At 63.0% G+C, this 18,019-nt stretch carries 13 protein-coding genes; 12 read left to right on the top strand and 1 reads right to left on the bottom strand.

Annotation, left to right across the window (positions count from 1 at the left end):
* The first annotated feature begins 77 nt into the window (after positions 1-77).
* The 12 genes from I3K84_RS20335 to I3K84_RS20275 all read left to right on the top strand — a co-directional run bounded on the left by I3K84_RS20335 (position 78) and on the right by I3K84_RS20275 (position 14,877).
* Positions 78-1,238: an efflux RND transporter periplasmic adaptor subunit gene (locus I3K84_RS20335; RefSeq protein WP_196995257.1), complete on the top strand. Its 1,161-nt coding sequence runs from the start codon at positions 78-80 to the stop codon at positions 1,236-1,238.
* Entirely contained in the window at positions 1,235-4,543 is a 3,309-nt protein-coding gene (locus tag I3K84_RS20330) for an efflux RND transporter permease subunit (RefSeq protein WP_196995256.1), read from the top strand. Before I3K84_RS20335 ends, I3K84_RS20330 begins: the two co-directional genes overlap by 4 nt.
* Positions 4,536-6,026: an efflux transporter outer membrane subunit gene (locus tag I3K84_RS20325; RefSeq protein WP_196995255.1), complete on the top strand. Its 1,491-nt coding sequence runs from the start codon at positions 4,536-4,538 to the stop codon at positions 6,024-6,026. The genes I3K84_RS20330 and I3K84_RS20325 overlap by 8 nt, the downstream gene beginning before the upstream one ends.
* A 9-nt stretch (positions 6,027-6,035) precedes the next feature.
* The gene (locus tag I3K84_RS20320) at positions 6,036-7,781 is read left to right on the top strand and encodes an AarF/ABC1/UbiB kinase family protein (RefSeq protein ID WP_196995254.1); all 1,746 of its coding nucleotides are present in this window, start codon (positions 6,036-6,038) and stop codon (positions 7,779-7,781) included.
* On the top strand, positions 7,778-10,513 hold the full coding sequence (locus I3K84_RS22605) for a glycosyltransferase (protein WP_370567759.1): 2,736 nt from the start codon (positions 7,778-7,780) through the stop codon (positions 10,511-10,513). The genes I3K84_RS20320 and I3K84_RS22605 overlap by 4 nt, the downstream gene beginning before the upstream one ends.
* A complete protein-coding gene (locus tag I3K84_RS20305) occupies positions 10,476-11,264 on the top strand; it encodes a CerR family C-terminal domain-containing protein (protein WP_196995253.1) in 789 nt (262 codons plus the stop codon). Before I3K84_RS22605 ends, I3K84_RS20305 begins: the two co-directional genes overlap by 38 nt.
* 36 nt (positions 11,265-11,300) lie before the next feature.
* Complete coding sequence (locus I3K84_RS20300) at positions 11,301-11,909, top strand: hypothetical protein (protein ID WP_012584379.1); 609 nt, start codon at positions 11,301-11,303, stop codon at positions 11,907-11,909.
* Positions 11,910-11,957: 48 nt separating this feature from the next.
* Positions 11,958-12,665: a hypothetical protein gene (locus I3K84_RS20295; protein ID WP_060092220.1), complete on the top strand. Its 708-nt coding sequence runs from the start codon at positions 11,958-11,960 to the stop codon at positions 12,663-12,665.
* Positions 12,666-12,774: 109 nt separating this feature from the next.
* A complete protein-coding gene (locus I3K84_RS20290; protein WP_023110648.1) occupies positions 12,775-13,056 on the top strand; it encodes a hypothetical protein in 282 nt (93 codons plus the stop codon).
* A gap of 30 nt (positions 13,057-13,086) precedes the next feature.
* The gene (locus I3K84_RS20285; RefSeq protein WP_023110647.1) at positions 13,087-13,536 is read left to right on the top strand and encodes a hypothetical protein; all 450 of its coding nucleotides are present in this window, start codon (positions 13,087-13,089) and stop codon (positions 13,534-13,536) included.
* A 136-nt stretch (positions 13,537-13,672) separates the two neighbouring features.
* On the top strand, positions 13,673-14,617 hold the full coding sequence (locus tag I3K84_RS20280; RefSeq protein WP_023110646.1) for a LysR family transcriptional regulator: 945 nt from the start codon (positions 13,673-13,675) through the stop codon (positions 14,615-14,617).
* Entirely contained in the window at positions 14,614-14,877 is a 264-nt protein-coding gene (locus I3K84_RS20275) for an EexN family lipoprotein (RefSeq protein ID WP_023110645.1), read from the top strand. The genes I3K84_RS20280 and I3K84_RS20275 overlap by 4 nt, the downstream gene beginning before the upstream one ends.
* 345 nt (positions 14,878-15,222) lie before the next feature.
* Here the strand turns inward: I3K84_RS20275 and I3K84_RS20270 are convergent, their stop codons facing one another.
* Complete coding sequence (locus tag I3K84_RS20270) at positions 15,223-17,925, bottom strand: Tn3 family transposase (RefSeq protein WP_008344252.1); 2,703 nt, start codon at positions 17,923-17,925, stop codon at positions 15,223-15,225.
* Positions 17,926-18,019: the final 94 nt, after the last annotated feature.

Genomic DNA, 18,019 nt, shown 5'->3' with positions numbered 1-18,019 from the left:
CAAATTATTCGATAAAATATAGTTCGATCGTACGAACTCTATTAGAATCTGACATAACCAAGACCTTCGAGACACTCATGAATCGCTTGACTACCTATGCGCTCGACCTCCATAGACCCGTGCCGTCGGTCCGGGAGACTGGCACTTTGAGCACGGGCAGGAGCGTGCAGGCGTGCACGGTGGCCGTGCTGTCCATGTGTGTACTTCTGCTCGCTGCCTGCACTGATGGCTCAATCTCGTCTAGATCCGTGGCCACGCCGGTGGCTGCAGAAGTCGCTGTGGTACGGCAGGCACGATTACCTGTTACCAACGATGTGACTGGCAGCGTAGTCTCTGATGGGCGCATCGACGTCGCCTCGCGCGTGACCGGCTTCATCCGCCAGCTCGACGTGCGCGAGGGCCAGGCGGTCAAGCGCGGCGAACTCCTGGTGCGCATCGACGCCGCCGACATCGATGCTGCCATCATGCAGGCACGCGCCGGGGTGCAGGCCGCCCGCGAAGCCTGGCAGGACGCGCAGTACGACGTGAACCAGAATGCGCAACTGGTGCCGGCTGGCGCGATCTCGGCCGACGCGCTGCGCAAGTCCAGGGTGCGGGAGGAAACCACCCGCGCGACGCTGGAGCAAGCGCAATCGGCGCTGGCGGCGGCACAAGCGCAGCGCAACTACGTGGCCATCACCAGTCCGGTGGATGGCGTGGTCGTCTCGGTGGCCCGGCGCAGCGGTGAGATGGCCACTCCCGGCGCGCCGCTGATGACGGTGGAGTCGCGCGAGGTCTTGCTGTTCAAGGCGTTCGTGCCCGAGCGCAGCCTGGCGGCAATCAAGTCCGGCGACTCGATTCCCGTGCGCATCGACGCGCTGGGCGATGAGCGCTTCAAGGGACGGGTTCGGGGCGTGGTGCCATCGGGCGATGGCGTGACCCGTCGCTATGAGGTGGACATCGTGCTGCCGCGGGACGCGCGCCTGCTGCCGGGAATGTTCGGCCGCCTCGAAATCCTGCTGGACGAGAAACAGGCCGTCACGGTGCCGCGTGCGGCCCTTGTGCGCCGCGGCGGCCTGGACGGTGTGTTCGTGGTGCGGGACGGCGTGGCCCGCTTTCGCTGGCTGCGCACCGGCCGCGAGCTGGGCGATGCGCTGGAAGTGACCGCCGGTCTGTCGGATGGCGAGACCATCCTCGCGCGCGCCGCCGACACGGTGTTCGACGGCACGCCGATCCGCGCTGCCGGGGGCGCGCAATGACGTCGCCGCGCCTGAACTTCGCCGGCCTGCTGGCACAGTATTTCATCACCTCCAAGCTGACCCTGGTGTTCATCATCGCGGTGGCGCTGATGGGCGTCATGGCGGTGCTGCAGACGCCGCGCGAGGAGAACCCGCAGATCATCGTGCCCGCCGCCGCCGTTATGGTCGGCTTGCCGGGCGCCTCTGCCAGTGAGGTCGAATCGCTGGTGGTCACGCCCCTCGAAGGCATCCTGAGCGAACTGCCCGGCGTCGATCACATCGAGAGCACTTCCCGCAACTCACAGGGAATCGTTCAGGTGCAATTCAAGGTCGGCGAATCCAAGGAGCAGTCACTGGTCAAGCTCTATGACCGCGTGATGGCCAGCCGTGCCTGGCTGCCTGCCGATGCCACGACGCCATTGGTGCAAAGCGTCGACGCGGACGACGTGCCGATCGTCACCTTCACGCTGGCTTCGTCGAAATACGATGACTACGCGCTCAACCGCATGGCCGAACGCATGGCCGAGCGCCTGCGCAGTACCGAAAACGTCTCGGTGGTTTCCTTGCGCGGCGGGCAGCACCGCGAAATCACCATCGAACTGGACCCCGATCGCCTACAGGCTTACGGCGTGACCCTGGGCCAAGCCCGAGCGGCCTTCCCAATCAGCAACCTGACGTTGCCACTGCCGCCCACCGTACGTGACGGCCAGGTACAAGCCATCAAGCTGGATGCGGCCTACACCTCGGCCGAGGATGTGCGTAACCAGCTCATCGCCGTGCGCGATAAGCGGCCGGTTTACGTGCGCGACGTGGCCACCGTCACCGACGGCCCGCCGTCGGAGCCAACCACGGCCAGCCGCCTCTCCTTCGGTCCCGGCGATCCACGCTTTGGCACGGCCGATGCCACAGACCTGCCCGCCGTCACCATCGCTGTGGCCAAAAAGAAGGGCACCAATGCCGTGGTGGTCGCCAATGCAGTGATCGACCGCATGCAGCGCATGCAGGCCACCTTCGTGCCCCAGGACATTCAGGTCGTGGTGACGCGCAACGACGGCCAGAAAGCCGACGACGCGGTCAACCTGCTGCTGGAACACTTGGCGATCGCCCTGGTCACCGTGGGCCTGGTGCTGATCCTCTTCCTGGGCTGGCGCGAGGCGTTGATCGTGATGATCACGGTGCCGTTGATCATGGGCATCACGCTGGCGGCCAACCTGCTGGGCGGCGTCACCATCAACCGCGTCACGCTGTTCGCGCTGATCCTGGCGCTGGGGCTGCTGGTGGATGCCGCCATCGTGGTCATCGAAAACATCCACCGCCACTACGCCAGCCGCAAACCGAAGGCGGACAAGGAAGCGGAAACCGTGCTGGCGACCAACGAGATCGGCAACGCCACCAACTTGGCCACCTTCGCGGTGATGCTGGTCTTCATCACCCTGCTACTGGCCCTGACCGGCATGCCGCGCCAGTATTTTTTCCCGGTCGCGGTCACTGTGCCGGTCGCCATGGCCGCTTCCATCGTGGTGGCCTACATCGTCGTGCCGTGGGCATCCAATCGCTGGCTTCATCGCCACGACATCCGGCAGGAAGAATCAGCGCACGGGCAACAGTCCCATGGTCATGGCGCACCGGGGCGGATCGAACGCCTCTACCTGCGCCTGTTCGGCCCCCTGCAGCAGCACAGAAACGTGCGCATCGGCTTCGGTCTGGCGGTGCTGTTGCTGATGACGGTCTCGCTGATGCAAGGCGCCTGGCAGTTCGTCCGTCCGGCGGGCGTGGGCGGGGCCGTGTCCGCGCTGGGCGTGCCGATCGGCTTTCTGCCCAAGGACGACCAGAACACCTTCAACGTGGTGGTTTCGATGCCGGAAACCACGCCGGTGGAAGACACCGATCGCCTGGTGCGCCAGGTCGCCACGGTGCTGGCACAGGAGCCGCACGTGCTCAACTACCAGACTTGGGTCGGCCAGGCTGGTGTAGCCGACTTCAACGGCCTGTTCAAGGGCACGGCCGCGCGTGCCGGCAGCCACATCGCGGAAATCCGCGTCAACCTCATCGACAAGCGTCACCGCAAGGAAAGCTCCATCGACATCGTGCGCGAATTGCGTCCCAAAGTGGAGACCATTCGCGCTGCCTGGCCCGGTGCCGAGGTGGCGCTGGTCGAGCAGCCGCCGGGTCCGCCGCTGCGCTCGACCGTTTTGGCGGAAATCTACGGCCCCGACGCCGAGGGTCTGCGCGCGCTGTCGGCCCAGGTACGCGGGGCCTTCGCACAAACCTACGACACCGTCGACATCACCGACACCGAACCAGAAGATGTGCGGGAGCACCGCATCGTGCCGGACAAGGACAAGGCCGCGCTCTCCGGCGTCTCGACTGCGCAGATTGCCGAGGCGCTGGCGCTGGTCTACGGCGGCACCACCCTCGGCCGCGCCCACCTGCCGGACGAGAAACTGCCGGTGCCAGTCAGGGCCTTCGTGCCGCGCCGCTTCGAGGTCGATCCCGGCCGGCTCGACCGGGTATTCGTGGACAACGCTGCCGGCCAGCCCGTGCCGCTGGTGGAGTTGGTCAAAGTGGTTCCCGCATCGGTCGATCGTCCCATCCTGCACCGCGACAACGAGAAGGTCTCCTTCGTCGGTGCGGAACTGTCGGACTCGGTGCCGCTGTACGCCGTGCTCGACCTGCAGCGGCGCCTGCATGGCATCACCGCGCCGGACGGACGTCCGCTGCGCACCGGCAACCTGCGCTTCAAGGAGGACGTGCCCGACACCATCGACGGCTATCAGTTGCTGTGGGGCGGCGAGATGCGCATGACGCTGGACGTGTACCGGGATCTCTCCCTCTCCCTCAGCGGCGCCCTGCTCATCATCTATTTCGCGCTGGTCGCCTACTACCGCTCGTTCATCGTTCCGCTGGTGGCCATGTCGGCCGTGCCGCTCGGCATCATCGGCATCTTTCCGGGGCACTGGCTGGTCGGCATGGATTTCTCCGCGACATCCATGGTCGGCATCATCGCGCTGGCGGGGGTGGTGATCCGCAACTCGCTGCTGATCATCGACTTCATCCAGGACAACATCAGGCACGGCATGCCGCTGGAGGATGCCGTACGCGAGGCCGGCGCGGTGCGTCTGCGGCCGATCCTGCTGACGTTGCTGGCGATCATCTTCGGCTCGGCCATCATGGTGACCGACCCAGTCTTCGGGGGGCTGGCCATTTCGCTGATCTTCGGCACGCTGGTCTCGACTGCGCTGACTGTGTTCGTCGTGCCGCTGCTCTATGAGTTGCATGCAAAACGTCATGCGGCCCCTACGTCCCCAGGAGCAGATCATGCATGAGAAGGACCACGGCACATCATCGGCTAGCCATCGCCAAGCCCGCGCAGGCCATGAAACCGGCCCGTCGGTTCACCATCGGCTCGTCGGCACGCTGGCCGTGGCAGTGCTGGCGATGCTGAGCGGTTGCGCCTCGCTGGCACCCGCGCTCGATCCCATCGCACTCCCCGTCGCATCGAACTGGCGGACGCAGCCTGACGCGCCAAGTGGTGCGGCCGCGACTGAATTGGCCTGGCGCGAGTACTTCACCGACCCGGCCTTGCAGGCGCTGATCGAGACCGCGCTGGAAAACAACCGCGATCTGCGCGTGGCGGTGCTGCGCACCGAGGAAGCGCGTGCCGCCTTTCGCATCCAGCGTGCGCAGCAGGCGCCAATGGTCGGCGTGGGGGCGCAGCAAATCCGCGCCGGCCTGCCCGATGGGCTACAGCCGCTGGCGGGCCGCTCGGTCCTGGAGGTCAACGTAGCCTCCGTGGGCATCAGCAGTTGGGAGCTGGACCTGTGGGGCCGCGTACGCAGCATGAAGACCGCCGCATTGGAGCAATGGCTGGCCACCGAGCAGGGCCAGCGCGCCGTGGAATTGGCGCTGGTCGCCCAGGTCGCTGATGCCTACCTGGGCCTGCGCGAACTCGACGAGCGCATTTCGCTGGCAAGGCGCACGGTTGAAAACCAGCAAGAGCTGGCGCAAATCTTCCAGAAGCGCTTGGAGCTGGGCCATGGCTCGCGGCTGGAACTGACCCAAGTGCGCACCCTGCTCAGCCAGGGCAAAGCCCTGCAGGTGCAACTGGAGCTTGCGCGCGAACAGCAGCGCAATGCCCTGGCGCTACTGCTCGGCAGCGAACCCCAATTGCCGCCGTCATCGGCCCCGATGGATGAAGCCCTGGTCATGCCCGAACTGAGGCCCGGGCTGCCATCGGACCTCTTGGTCAACCGCCCGGACATCCTGGCCGCCGAGCATGCGCTGCGGGCACGCCAAGCCAACATCGGTGCGGCGCGCGCCGCATTCTTCCCGCGCATCGCACTGACCGGTGGTGCCGGCTCGGTCAGCACCAGCCTGAGCGACCTGTTTTCGTCGGGCACCCGGGCGTGGTTGTTCCAGCCGACGATCGAACTACCGATCTTCGATGCCGGCATGCGACAGGCCAATCTCGACGTTAGCGTCGTGCGGCGTGACATCGCCATTGCCGAATACGAACGCGCGATCCAGGCAGCGTTTCGCGACGTTTCCGACGCCCTGGCCGCAAGGCAGAAGCTCACCGAGCAGCTTATCGTGGCACGCCAGGCCCACGCCGAGCAGAGTGAGCGTTTGAAACTGGCGCGAACGCTGTTCGATGCCGGCTCGGCGGCGCACCTGGAGGTGCTGGACGCCGAGCGCGACCTGCTTGCCGTCGAGCAGCAACTGGTGCAGGTACGCAGGGCGGCATTGTCAAGCCAAATCGGGCTGTACGCAGCGCTGGGCGGTGGCATCAACCAGCCCCCGAAAAGATGAGGAGGCGCAATGCTCTGGCAGGCACTGACCGCGATGCGTGATCTACGGCGTTTGCACGAAATCGCCTCGATCCTGATCCGCTACGGGTTTGGCGACATGGTGCGCCGGATGGGGCTGTCCAACGCCTTGGAGCGGGCGGGGACGGCACTGCACTGGAACGAAGCGACAGACTTCGCCCACATGACGCCCCCTGAACGAGTGCGGCGGGCGCTGGAGGAGATGGGGCCGACTTTCGTCAAACTCGGCCAGGTGCTCGCTACCCGGGTCGATCTACTCGAACCCGAGTGGACCGCCGAATTCGGGAAATTACAGGACAGCGCGCCGCCCGCTCCCTGGGCAGCCGTACATCAGCAGCTCACCGAAGACCTCGGCGCGCCGCCCGAGGAAATCTTCGCGGCCTTCGATCCCGAGCCCTTGGCGGCCGCTTCCATTGCGCAGGTGCATCGGGCGCGTCTCGACGATGGCAGCGAAGTCGTGGTCAAGGTGCGCAGGCCCGGCATTCGGCCCATTCTGGAAGCCGATCTGCGCTGGCTTGCGCGCTTGGCCGAACTCGCTGAGACGGAGAGCGCGGAATGGCGCGTCCTGCATCCGCGCGAGATGGTGCGCCAGTTCGGCCAGTCGCTGCGCAATGAACTCGATTTCGCCGGCGAATGCCGCAATGCCGAACGCATCGCCGAGAACTTCACCGGCTATACCGATCAGGACTCTCCTCCTGTCGTCCCGGGCGAGGAGAAGCCGGACGCGGATGGCGCACATCCCATCATCGTCATTCCCCGCGTGTATTGGCAGTGGACCGGCGAGCGGGTCTGCGTACAGGAATTCATTGGTGGTATTTCCGGGCGCAGGCTTCAGGCCGTGGACCAGGCTGGCCTGGACCGCAAGATGCTCGCACGGCGTGGCGCCAATGCCGTACTGAAGATGATCGTCGAGGACGGGGTGTTTCACGCTGACCCCCATCCGGGCAACGTGTTCTATTTGCCGGGCAATCGAATCGCCTTCATCGACTTTGGCATGGTTGGCAGGCTGGAGGAGGAACGCCGCGACCAGTTGATCCGCCTGCTGCTGGGGCTGGTGAGGAACGACGCCCGCAGCGTCGTCGACGTCATGCTCGAATGGACGAGCGACGGTGTGGCAAATGAGCAGGATCTGTTGTCGGAAGTCCAGTCTTTCATCGATCGCTACCACGGCGTGCCACTGAAGCAACTGCGGTTGAGCGTAATGTTGTCCGACCTCGTGGCGATCCCGCGCCAGCATCACCTCGTCCTGCCCAACGATCTGTCCTTGCTGATAAAAGCCTTCGTCACACTGGAAGGCTTGGGCCGCGAACTCGATCCCGGCTTCGACATGGCCAACCAGGCACTGCCGCTGCTGGAGCGTGCCATGCACGCGCGCTACTCCCCGGCAGCGCTGCTCAGACGGGGGCGGCGGGCGGCCGGTGACATCTTCTCGTTGCTGGCAGGCTTGCCCCAGGACATCTCCCGGCTGCTGCGAGCCGCCCGCCGCGGCCGTCTGGAGGTACACATCGACGTCACCCATCTGAGACGGGTCGGCGATCAACTCGACAATGCCGCCAACCGCCTGGTGATCGGGATCGTCGTCGCCGCGCTCATCGTCGGCTCGTCCATCGTCATGACCGTGCCGGGAGGACCGACGCTTCTGGGGTTGCCGGTCTTCGGTCTTGTCGGATTCCTGGGCGCGGTGGCCGGCAGCCTATGGCTTCTGCTTTCCATTCTGCGCAGCGGGAGAGGACGATGAGCAGCATCGGGAAGGTCGTCATCTTCTATTCCTCCATCGGATACGGACACATCAGTGCCGCGCAATCCATTCAGGACGAGATACGGCGGCAATCTCCGGCGACCCGGGTGCTGCTGCAGGACATCCGTACGTTCATGCATCCGGTGTGGCGACGGGTTGACGAGCGCCTGTACTGGTTCGTAGCCAACAATCTGCCAGCGTGCTTCGATAGTCTGTTCCGTGCGATGCAGGCGCGCGGCAGTCGTGTGGCCTCGCTGTCGATGCTGCCCAATGACTATCCGGAAGAGAGCGTATCGGCCTACTTGACCGCGCAGCGGCCGGATGCCGTTCTCGCCACCCACTACGGGGCAGCCCAGGTGCTGGGAACATTGCGGGAAAAAGGACTGCTGTCCGACACGAGAATCGGCTGGCTGCACACGGACTTCTTCGAGGGCTATTTCCCACGCATCTCCAAGCGGATCGACCGTACCTTTCTTGCCCACCCGGAACTGGAAACGCGCTGGCTGGCCGCGGGCGTTCCGGCCGACAAAGTCGTTACCAGTGGCATGCCGGTGCGGATTCCCGCGGCATCCGCCGACGCCCGCCGTGCCACGCTCCAGGGCCTAGGGCTGTCGGTGGACGTGCCGACCCTGCTGCTGACCGGCGGCAAGGAAGGGGCGGGCGACTATCTGGGGGTCGTCGAAAGCATCGTTCGCCGCTGCCCGGGCCGCCTGCAGATCATCGCGGTGTGCGGCACGAATACGCGGCAATACGAGGCGCTTGCCGATCTGCGCGAAAGGCTGCCGGACACGGTGACGTTGAAGCCGCTGGGGCTGCTGCCGCGCAGCGAGATGGCGTCGTGCATGGCAGCCACCGACATCCTGGTCACCAAGGCCGGCGGGATGACGCCCGCAGAGGCTTTTGCCCTCGGGGTGCCGACCGTGCTGCTCGACGTGATCAGCGGCCATGAACGCGAAAACGCCGCGCTGTTCCAGCGCCAGGGCCTGGCCCGGTTCGCGGCCAGCGCCGACGATGCGGGCAGATCCGTGATGGAACTGCTGGGCGACCCCGCCGAGCGCGAGGCCATGCTGCGGGCCCAGCAGGAGTTCCGGCAGGGCATCGACATCGCAAGCATCGTGCGGTTTGCGCTGGACGATGGCTTCAGGCCAGGCCGCCCGCTGCCCGGCTATGGCGTCGAGAACGGCGCGCCCGTCCAGGGCATCGATCAGGCGCTGGCGCAACTGGATTCCGAAGCACCGGCAGAGGTCGAGCTGCTGTTGTCCTACGCCACGTCCAAAACGCCGCAACGGGTCGTTCTCGAAAACCCGTTCGGGCATCTTGCCGTCCGCATCGGCGACACCGTCTACAGCGCGAACTACATCGCGGACCCGTCCGTCGATCCGAACTTCCTGCAGCATGTGAGCCTGGCGGACTACCTGTACGGCATCCATCGTCCGTCCTATTCGCAAGTTCACACCAACACCTACGGCATGGCCTATGGCCGTGAGACGCTCGGGCTGCGGGTCCAAGGCATTCCCGCCGAGCGCCGTGCGGCGATGGTGGTCGAGGCCCACCGCATCGAAAACGGATTCCGGGACGCAAGCCTGCGCTGGAGCAGGAGCGATCTCAATTGCGCCGACGTGGTTGCGCGAATTCTCGCCGCCGGTGGCTACGACGACCGCTCCCTGTACGACCGGGCGGGTCTGCCGAGCATGCCGCTGGATTTGTTCGAGCGGATGCGGGCGCACTTCGAGGCCGATACTTCCTTGCGGAAAGAACTGGTGGCCTACCGATTGCTGCCAGGAACGCAGGCAAGCTACCGCTTCTCCCGTTTTCCGCTGTCGGTCGGGCAGCCATTGCGCTCGATGGCGCGCGTCCTGAGCGATGCGCAGCCGGATGCGCTCGAACAGGCAACGACCCGGCAGGTCACTGGTTATTTCGGCGACCGGCGGCTCTACGTGGAGGACCTGCGGGCATGCTGGCCAGCTTCGGAATCTGCGGACTCCTCCTTGACCGGCCGTCCTCATTTGGCGCTGGAGCAGGCCATCCTCGCCGATCTGCGGCGCCTGCTCGCGGTATGCGTGAAACTGCCGCTCAGGCGGATCGAACGCCTGGGCAGCTTTCCCGCCGCGCACGAGTTCCACCGTCTCGTCGGCCGCGGGCTCCAGCTCGCCCGGCTCGCCACCGAACATGTGGAAGATGATGTGCGTCCCCGCACCGATCGCCTGCGCGCGCTGTTCACCCGGCTCGTGGAGGACTACGGGCGGATTGACCCGCAGCGTTTGGAGTCGCGCCGTGTGCGGTCATACCTTGCGCGGCTTCGGGCGTTCGAGTCGGCGCTCGGACGTGAACTCGTGCCCGCCGGTCCTTCGTGGGCGCTCCTGCCCGCCTGGTGGCACAGGATGGCGGCACTCGCTCGCACCGGTGCGCGGTCGCACCCTCGCAGCAGGGGGGTGAAGGGGTTCAGCGGCATGCGGATTGATTCGGGCGAAGTCGAGCCCAACGGCGATGCGAAAGAGCACGGTGCACATCCTCTTGAAGCCGATCCGGCCACGCGCTTGACGCTTGGTGGCCTGGAAAAACCCATTCAGGGCTTCCAGGAGGCTGTCAGCCTGGTAGGTCTGGGTCCAGGCGGCGAAGCCCTCAAAGGAGCTTCGGATCAGCCAGGCGACGTCCCTCATCGGCTTGAGACCCCTATGACCGTTGCCACTGACCATGAGGCACCCGATTTTTCGCAATTCCATTACCATTGAAAAGATCGTTCGTATGAACTATATTTTCATCGGAACAGTCGGAGGATGTATGCCAAATCATGCCGAAACAACCAGCGGCCACGAGGCCCGCAGTGCCAAGACCCGATCGCAGTTGATCGAAGCGACGATTGACGTTGTCGCTGCCGTTGGCTACGAGGGGGCAACCACACGTGCCTTGTCCCAAGCGGCTAAAACCACGCTGTCGGCCATTCCCTACCATTTCGGCAGCAAGAAGGAACTCTATCTGGCCGCAGCGGACATGATCGCCGAATATGCGGCCATTCGCTTCGCGGAAGCCGCAGCCTTGCTTGACGATACGTCGGACGTCGGGCTTTCCGCTCGCTTCGAACTCGCACTGATCCAACTGCTCCACACCATGCTGGAGGAAGCCGAGCCGCATGCCTGGACGGCATTCGTGGCCCGCTGCGCTTACGACAACGACGACGCCTTCGCCCTGATTTACGGACGCGCAATCGCTCCGCTGCAGGAGCGTCTAGTGCATGCCGCCAGCCAGTTTAGCGGCAGATCTTCCGATGACGAGGCACTGCGGCTGCGCGTCATCGCAATTCTGACGGCAATTTTCAGTTTCAGGTTTCTGCGCGGCGTGATGCTCCGTGGCATGGACTGGCAAAGCATTCAGAACGAAGCCGTCAGGCAGATCACGGACATGGTCCGCGATCTCTGCCGAAGCGGCTTTCTTGCTGTTCGGCCGGCTGATGACAGCGCGAACCGAAAAACAGGCCCCACTTGACTCCATCAATCCCTCTCAACTGAAAGGAAATGCACTATGACTCTCCAATCCTACGTACACCAGACCATCGCATGGGCGAAGCAGCGTCTCGATGAGACCGATGCCATTCTCTCCGAGGTCGAGAAATCGGCCGCCAGTATCAAGGAGGATGCCCGCAAGCAAGCCGATACAGCTCGCGCACGCCTCGCGGCATCCCGCGCGAAGCTGCAGCAGTACTACGATGATCTGCGCGCCCAGGCGGATACCGCGAAGCAGGAAGCGGGCGAGATTCAGGACAAGCTCGAAGCCGAATGGGTCGAGGTCGAGTCCGCCCTCCAGCAATTTGTCGCCACGACCGGCGACCAAGTGAAAACCGTGCGCAGCATCGTCGTCGTCCGTGCGCGCGCACAGCGGCAAGCGTGGCAAAACTCCCTGAAGGAGTTGCGTGACCAGGCGGCCGATGCCGTCGAGAAAGCCCGCGGCGAACTCGATGCCGCGTTCGATCACCTTTCCACTGAGGCCGAGAAATTTCAGGCACGTATCGGTGAGGTCAAGGACGCCGGCGATGAATCCTGGCGTGCCGTCAAGCAGGGGTTCACCAATGCCAAGGCAGCTCACGACGTCACGGTCCAGAAGATCAAGGATGCCTTTTCCAAGGTTCTTTGAACCTAGGCGCCACGTTGCTTTTGTTTTGGCTTATCAGGAGAAATCACCATGAAACTTCGCTTTTCCACAATCGCCTTGGCGCTGCTTGCTCAGACAGCGTTGCTGTCAGCTCCTCCCGCCTTGGCACAGAATGCAGAAGCACAGGCCGATTCAGCCGCCGCACAGAAGGAGCCCTCAAGGGTTCACCAAGCACTGGCGTGGTCGCAGGATCGGCTGGCCCAGCTTGATGCCAACATTACTGCCCTGGAAAAAGACGCCAGCAGGCTCCGGGGCGAGGCGCGCACCAAGGCCGATGCGGCGTTGGCGGACCTGCGCAAGCAGCGGGATACCTATCGCCACCGGGCTCAAGATGCCGCAGCCAACGCAAAGAACTGGAGCGATGCCCAGATCGCCGAAGCACGTCAGGCACTTGACAACGATTGGGCCACCTTCCAGGCCACCCGAGACAAATATCTTGAGGAAAGCAAGGCCAGCATCGCTACGCAGCGTGCCGTACTGGAGGCGGAACTGAATGCGCAGCAGAAAGCGCTTGCTGGATTGCGTGCCGACGCGGCCAAGCTCGCGGCGGATCAGCGCGCAGCCATTGAAGGGCGTATTGCTGCACTGAATGCAGATGTGGAGGAGACCAAGGCCCGGGTCTCGAAAGCCTCGTCCGAGGTATGGGAGACCACGAAAAAGAGCTATGGGGAAGCCCAGCGGCTTTTCTCCGAAACCTATGCGTCTATCCGCCAGTCCATCGACGAGGCCAAAAAGTAATTTCCCTAATGCCGGAGACGCAGGCATGTCCTGCGCATTCTCGTCTCTGGCGCATGTGCAGATGCATGGGAAGGTGACAGCCGGAAAATTCTATTGAAGGGGAAAGGCGATGAATCTGACAAGTGAAATCAAAGCCCTTGGCGTAGAGATCGCCGAGCAAGCTCGCCAACGGACGAAGCCGCAAGATGAAGCCCCGCCCCCCACCGAAGAAGTGAGCTGCGTCAGCGAAGCACGTTCTCAATTACACGATGCCGACGCTTTCTTGAAAGCTGTAAACGAAACCCTTGACGAGTTTGCGGACGATCTGAATAGGCACCCGCGCTTGACGGCGCTGGCCGCGCTTGGCATCGGCCTGGCTGCGGGCGTCGTCATCGGTTACCAGGCTCGATAACCGATTTGTGCTTTCCTTGAAAGGTCTCCTATGTCGACTCTCAACTCTGCAAAACTCTACGGCCGCATAGCATTGCTGCGCCGCCAAGTCCTGCTTCGACAGCTCATTCGGCGCAGTATCACCGCCGCACTGGCTATCGCGGCGTTCATCGCCACCTCCGGGCTGGCGACTTATGCGCTGTTCCTGGCCATCAAAGCTCCTCTCGGTGATCTCGGGGCAACACTGGCAATCGCTACCCTTTACTTGGTGGCGGCGCTCATTTTGCTGGGTTACACCTTGCATGAGCCACATTCCCCTGAACTGGAGGCACTTGCCGAAATGGAGGCCGCCGCGCTTGAAACAGTCACGGCCGATACGCAAGGCATCGTGCAACTGGCCACCGCAGCCGGCCACCGCATCGAGAATCTTGGCAGCAGCTTGACTCTTGGCGTTGGCATGCTGGGCGCGCTTCGCAAGCTCCTGGCTTCTCGAAAGCCTTAAAGAACGGGGCGCAACCGACCGGCTGTGCCGGTGAGTACTCACAAGAAGAACGCACCGCGAGACGTAGATCTGTGCCAACGCGGAACTCAGTTATCACGGCAAGGATTTGCCAGCCACCCAGTGAGGAAGGGGACACATGGAACTTCGTCACTTGCGCTGCTTTCTGGCCGTGGCCGAAGAACTCCACTTCGCCCGTGCGGCCGAGCGGCTGCACATCGAGCAGTCGCCGCTATCGCGCACCATCAAGGAACTGGAAGAAGACCTGGGCGAGCAGTTGTTCGTCCGTACTAGCCGCAGCACACGTCTGACGCGGGCCGGCAGACTGTTTCTGGAGCACGTGCCGCGTGTGTTCTCCGCCTTGCAGCAGGCCCGCGACAGCGTGAAGGCGGCAGCCAGTGGCTTCCACGGCCAATTGCGCATTGCGCTGTCCGATGGCATCACGCCCTCACGCTTGCCGACCTTGCTGGCGATGTGTCGGCAGGAGGAACCCGAGGTTGAGATTCGATTGTTCCAAGTGCCGCTGTCACAGCAGATCAAGGGGTTGCAAGACGATCTGTATGACGTGGGCTTTGCACAGTCCGATGAAGTGGGCGATGGCATCGCGGCTGACGCAGTGTGGAGCGACCCGCTGATGGTGGCGGTGCCGGCGCGGCACCATCTACTGAAGCACAAGCGAATTCCACTGGATGAAGTGCTGCACTTTCCTCTCGTGCTATGCGACCCGCAGGCGTGCGAGGGCCTCGCGCGACAAGTCGAGCGTGTTCTGCGCCGCTCTGACCGGGAACCGCTGATCGTCGAGCGCGTCGCCTCGTTCGAGCTGATGATGGTGGTGGTTTCAGCCGGCTTCGCCTTGGGACTGGCAGGCGGCCCGCACATCGCGGCAAGCCGGGAGCCCGGCGTAGTAGCTCGACCCTTGGCGGGACGTTCGCCCATGCTGCTGACCTACCTGCTGCGGCGCGAAGGCGAGATTTCGGAAGTGCTGTCCCGATTCATCGAGCGGGTGCAAGCCATCGATTTGTCCGAAGGCATGAGGTCCGCTCTACCACCTGAACCTGATCTCCAGGAGGAAACCGACCTATGAAGAAATCCATCCTGTTCCTGCTGGTCGTGCTGCTAACCGCTTGTGGCCCGTCTGAGGCCCCCAAGCAGGCCAACGTGCCGACCGTGGATGAGTTGGCCGCCGATCCGTCGCGGCTGAAGGAGTTGCGCCAGCAATGCAAGACCGACCGCGTAATGCTTGGCGACGTGTTGTGCAATCGCGTTGCCGAGGCCACGCGCAAGCGGTTCTACGGCGACGGAAAGACGCCCTACACACCATCGGAAACGCCACCGAAGTTCTGATCGTCAGTTCTCTGCAATAAATCCTGCCCTTCTTTGCAAACACGCCGCAGCGCGCTCGCGCCTGCGGCGTTTTTATTGGTTTCTTCGCAGCCTGAAACCTTGTTTTTTTCATCATCTTGCTTCCGATAACGGTCTTTGACCGGCACTGACTCGGCACTGATCCTCGCGCTATGCGGCACGTCCTTGTGCCGCTTTCTGACGAGGGGTCTCCTCGTTTTCAGTGCAATAAGTGACGGTACGAAAAGCTAGCACTGGCGCGGAGGTGGTGTTGGTAGATCGTTGATTTCATTGACTTTCCTGTTCACTTTCAAATCTGCGATTCGTGGCGTCAAACCGTGGTCGGTTTCATCCATTGGTGCCAGTTATCGATGCATTTGGCCGCGAAGGCAGGATTTGGTCAGCATAGCGGTCAACCGGGAAGCGAAACACACCCCGCAAGTTGATGCTCTCCAGCCTGGTGGGCGCAATCTTCCCGATCAGTTCCGGTGGAATGACCTGGCGGCGGTTCGACCAGCGATCCAGGACCGCCTGCATCTGTGAGGTATTCCACGCCATCACGATGTTGGCCATCAGGCTCAACGCATCGGCCACAGCCTGCATTTCATCGACACGTTTGGCCTGCGCCGGGCTGATCCGGCCGGTATAAATGGCGCGCTTGAGGGCGTTAACAGCCTCGCCCCGATTGAGCACCCGGCGCAACTCGTTCCTGAAAGCGTCCTTGACAAAGTAGTCAGCCAAAAACGCCGTACGCAGCAACCGCCCCAATTGCACGCCAGCCTCATAGATTGGATCGCCCTGGGCGGCAGAACCGAACCGCGCAAGAGCTGCCACCGCACTGGCATGTCCGCTCATGACCGAGGCTGCCAGGTGCACCAGACTATCCCAATGCTTTTCGATCAAAGCGACGTCGACATTGGCTTCGCACACCGCAGCGATTTCTGCGGGCACTTTGGTGCCGCGTGGCACAAAGAGGTGGCGCTGTTTGAGTTCCTTCAACCGCGGGCAAAGATCAAAACCAAGCAAACGGGCATGTGACATGGCAAAGTCGGTGTAGCCATGGGTATCCACAGCAAGCTGGCTGGTCTCCAGCTTTTCTTGGCGGATGACACCTTCAATGGCCACGCCCGCCTGGCGCTCATTGAGCACAAAGGGCTGCGCATGGAAGATGCCCCACCGGTCTTTTACATGGGAGTAGATTCCAATGGAAGGTGTGTTGCGCCGAGGATCAAGCCGGGCTTGCCACACCCGTTTGGTGGTCTCCATGGTCATCATGTCAGAAGATGCCAAATCGGACCGCCCCCAGGTGGCGGCAATCGGGTGTCGCTGCATGAATTCCAGCACAGCCTGGCAGGCCTGGCTCAGACGCCGTTCGTCCCGCGCCCAGCGCATGGCCTGGCGAATGCTGGTGGCAGACAATTGCGGAATCATGCGCGCGCATTCGACCGCAGTCAGACTGGTGCCGTGGGCCATGATGCCGGCATAGACCATCAGCAGCTCGTCGGTAGAGCGCGGCTCACGTCCGAGCATGATCCAGCTAAAGCGCACCTGGGCGTCAACGGCCAGAATCACTTCCGGCAATTGAACCTCACCGATGCGGTGATCCAAAGCCGCGCGCAGCTTGGTCACTTCTGGGTCTTCGTCCTCTGCGGGCAATGGCGACAAATGGAGTTCATCATCCACGCGCAGTACGCCACTGCGGGCTGCAGCGGCCACCGCATCGACACCGGCAGTTACTCTGGCCAGCAAAGGCTTCAAGAAAGTGGCAGCCTTGCTGGGTAACGATAGACGGGCATAGTGTTTCTTGGACTCTGCCTGCCAACGCTCGTCCGTGAAGAACAAGCGCGCACGACCCCGAAAGCTCAGGCTGTGCTCAATCCAGACCGAGCCATTGCGCACCGCGCGGCGCAGGGCAAACAGGGTGGCCACCTCCAACGCCTGAAACGCCCGTTCCCGGTCTGGGCTGGAGATCGAAACCTGCCAGATCATTCCCAGACTTGGTGCCACCACTTCAACTGGCAGCTTTCTGGATCCTTTGAGATATAAAGCTTGCAGCTTGGCAAGGTACTCGATGGCAGGATGCTCGCCGGTGGCCTGCCAGGGCAGCTTTGCAATGGCGACGAGCAACGACCGCACGGGGCGAATTCCATCAATCAATCCCTCGCGGACCAGGGAGGCCCTGCTCGGTGGTTTGCGTTTCTGGGTTTCGGTGATCAAGGCTTCAAGACGGGCACGCAACTCAGCATCTGGCACCGCACCTTGCGCGCTCAAGGCAACAAGTTCGCCGAGCAGCGTTTTGTACATTGCGGCCCAATTGACGGTAGCGGGGACATCGGCGGCAGCCTGACGCCACAGATCGGCGATCCGGCGCTGCACCATAAGGATCAACTGGTCTGTGGTGGTGAACAGGCAATACCGAAGAAAGCATGCGACCTCCACGGTGCGCGCTGGCTCTTTGATCTTGGCTCCGGCTGAGGGCGGCCTGGAGACAAGTCGGCGCGCGTAGCGGCGCAAGATGAGATCGGGGATGTCTGCCAGGTGCTTATGAACGTCCAGCGTGTAAAGCAGGTCGATGCGCTCCAGTACCTCGCTGATTTGGCGGGTTGAGTGTTTCGCCGGTGCAGCCCATAGCCAACTCTGCTGGGTTTGTCCATCTGGGCGCAGCTCTGAAACTGAGGCTCGCCAGCGATCAAGTGTTGCTGGATCAACGCTGGCGGCGATGGCGGTGCCTGTTTCAACTTCAAGCTGGGCAAGTGCCGCCGCAATCAGTGTCCGAATTGCCCGCTCGTGCACGATCACCAGCTTGTTCTTGTACAGCCATTGACGCGCCCGCACGAGTACTGGAATTACCCGAAAGGCACCGAGCAAACGCCCACTCATGCGCAGGAAACCAATATGGAGCGCCAGACCAAGCTTGTGGGAATCACCTCGGCGTGCATTGATTGCGTCGCGCTCGGCACCATCGAAGGTGAAAAATGCCTTCATCTCGAAGTCGCTGATATCGCGGGGGAGCCCACGCATCCCCAAAAACGTTGTGTGCCAACCCTGCATCGTGAACCTCAAAAGTGGGAGGCCACCATACCCGTTTACAAAGCGAACAGGAAAGTCAATGAAATCAACGGTCTACCCAGACCACCCCCGCGCC

Origin of the sequence: Diaphorobacter sp. JS3051 (assembly GCF_015832135.1) — a bacterium.
GTDB lineage: Bacteria > Pseudomonadota > Gammaproteobacteria > Burkholderiales > Burkholderiaceae_C > Diaphorobacter > Diaphorobacter nitroreducens.
Note: the sequence above shows the minus strand (reverse complement) of the source record. Positions and strands in the feature narration are given on the sequence as shown.

What these genes read in the sequence shown, in the direction of transcription:
- I3K84_RS20320 (WP_196995254.1), top strand. Translation starts at nt 6,036, where the DNA reads ATGCTCTGGCAGGCACTGACCGCGATGCGTGATCTACGGCGTTTGCAC.
- I3K84_RS20280 (WP_023110646.1), top strand. Translation starts at nt 13,673, where the DNA reads ATGGAACTTCGTCACTTGCGCTGCTTTCTGGCCGTGGCCGAAGAACTC.
- I3K84_RS20335 (WP_196995257.1), top strand. Translation starts at nt 78, where the DNA reads ATGAATCGCTTGACTACCTATGCGCTCGACCTCCATAGACCCGTGCCG.
- I3K84_RS20325 (WP_196995255.1), top strand. Translation starts at nt 4,536, where the DNA reads ATGCATGAGAAGGACCACGGCACATCATCGGCTAGCCATCGCCAAGCC.
- I3K84_RS20275 (WP_023110645.1), top strand. Translation starts at nt 14,614, where the DNA reads ATGAAGAAATCCATCCTGTTCCTGCTGGTCGTGCTGCTAACCGCTTGT.
- I3K84_RS20270 (WP_008344252.1), bottom strand. Translation starts at nt 17,925, where the DNA reads ATGCAGGGTTGGCACACAACGTTTTTGGGGATGCGTGGGCTCCCCCGC.
- I3K84_RS20300 (WP_012584379.1), top strand. Translation starts at nt 11,301, where the DNA reads ATGACTCTCCAATCCTACGTACACCAGACCATCGCATGGGCGAAGCAG.
- I3K84_RS20290 (WP_023110648.1), top strand. Translation starts at nt 12,775, where the DNA reads ATGAATCTGACAAGTGAAATCAAAGCCCTTGGCGTAGAGATCGCCGAG.
- I3K84_RS20330 (WP_196995256.1), top strand. Translation starts at nt 1,235, where the DNA reads ATGACGTCGCCGCGCCTGAACTTCGCCGGCCTGCTGGCACAGTATTTC.
- I3K84_RS22605 (WP_370567759.1), top strand. Translation starts at nt 7,778, where the DNA reads ATGAGCAGCATCGGGAAGGTCGTCATCTTCTATTCCTCCATCGGATAC.
- I3K84_RS20295 (WP_060092220.1), top strand. Translation starts at nt 11,958, where the DNA reads ATGAAACTTCGCTTTTCCACAATCGCCTTGGCGCTGCTTGCTCAGACA.
- I3K84_RS20305 (WP_196995253.1), top strand. Translation starts at nt 10,476, where the DNA reads ATGAGGCACCCGATTTTTCGCAATTCCATTACCATTGAAAAGATCGTT.
- I3K84_RS20285 (WP_023110647.1), top strand. Translation starts at nt 13,087, where the DNA reads ATGTCGACTCTCAACTCTGCAAAACTCTACGGCCGCATAGCATTGCTG.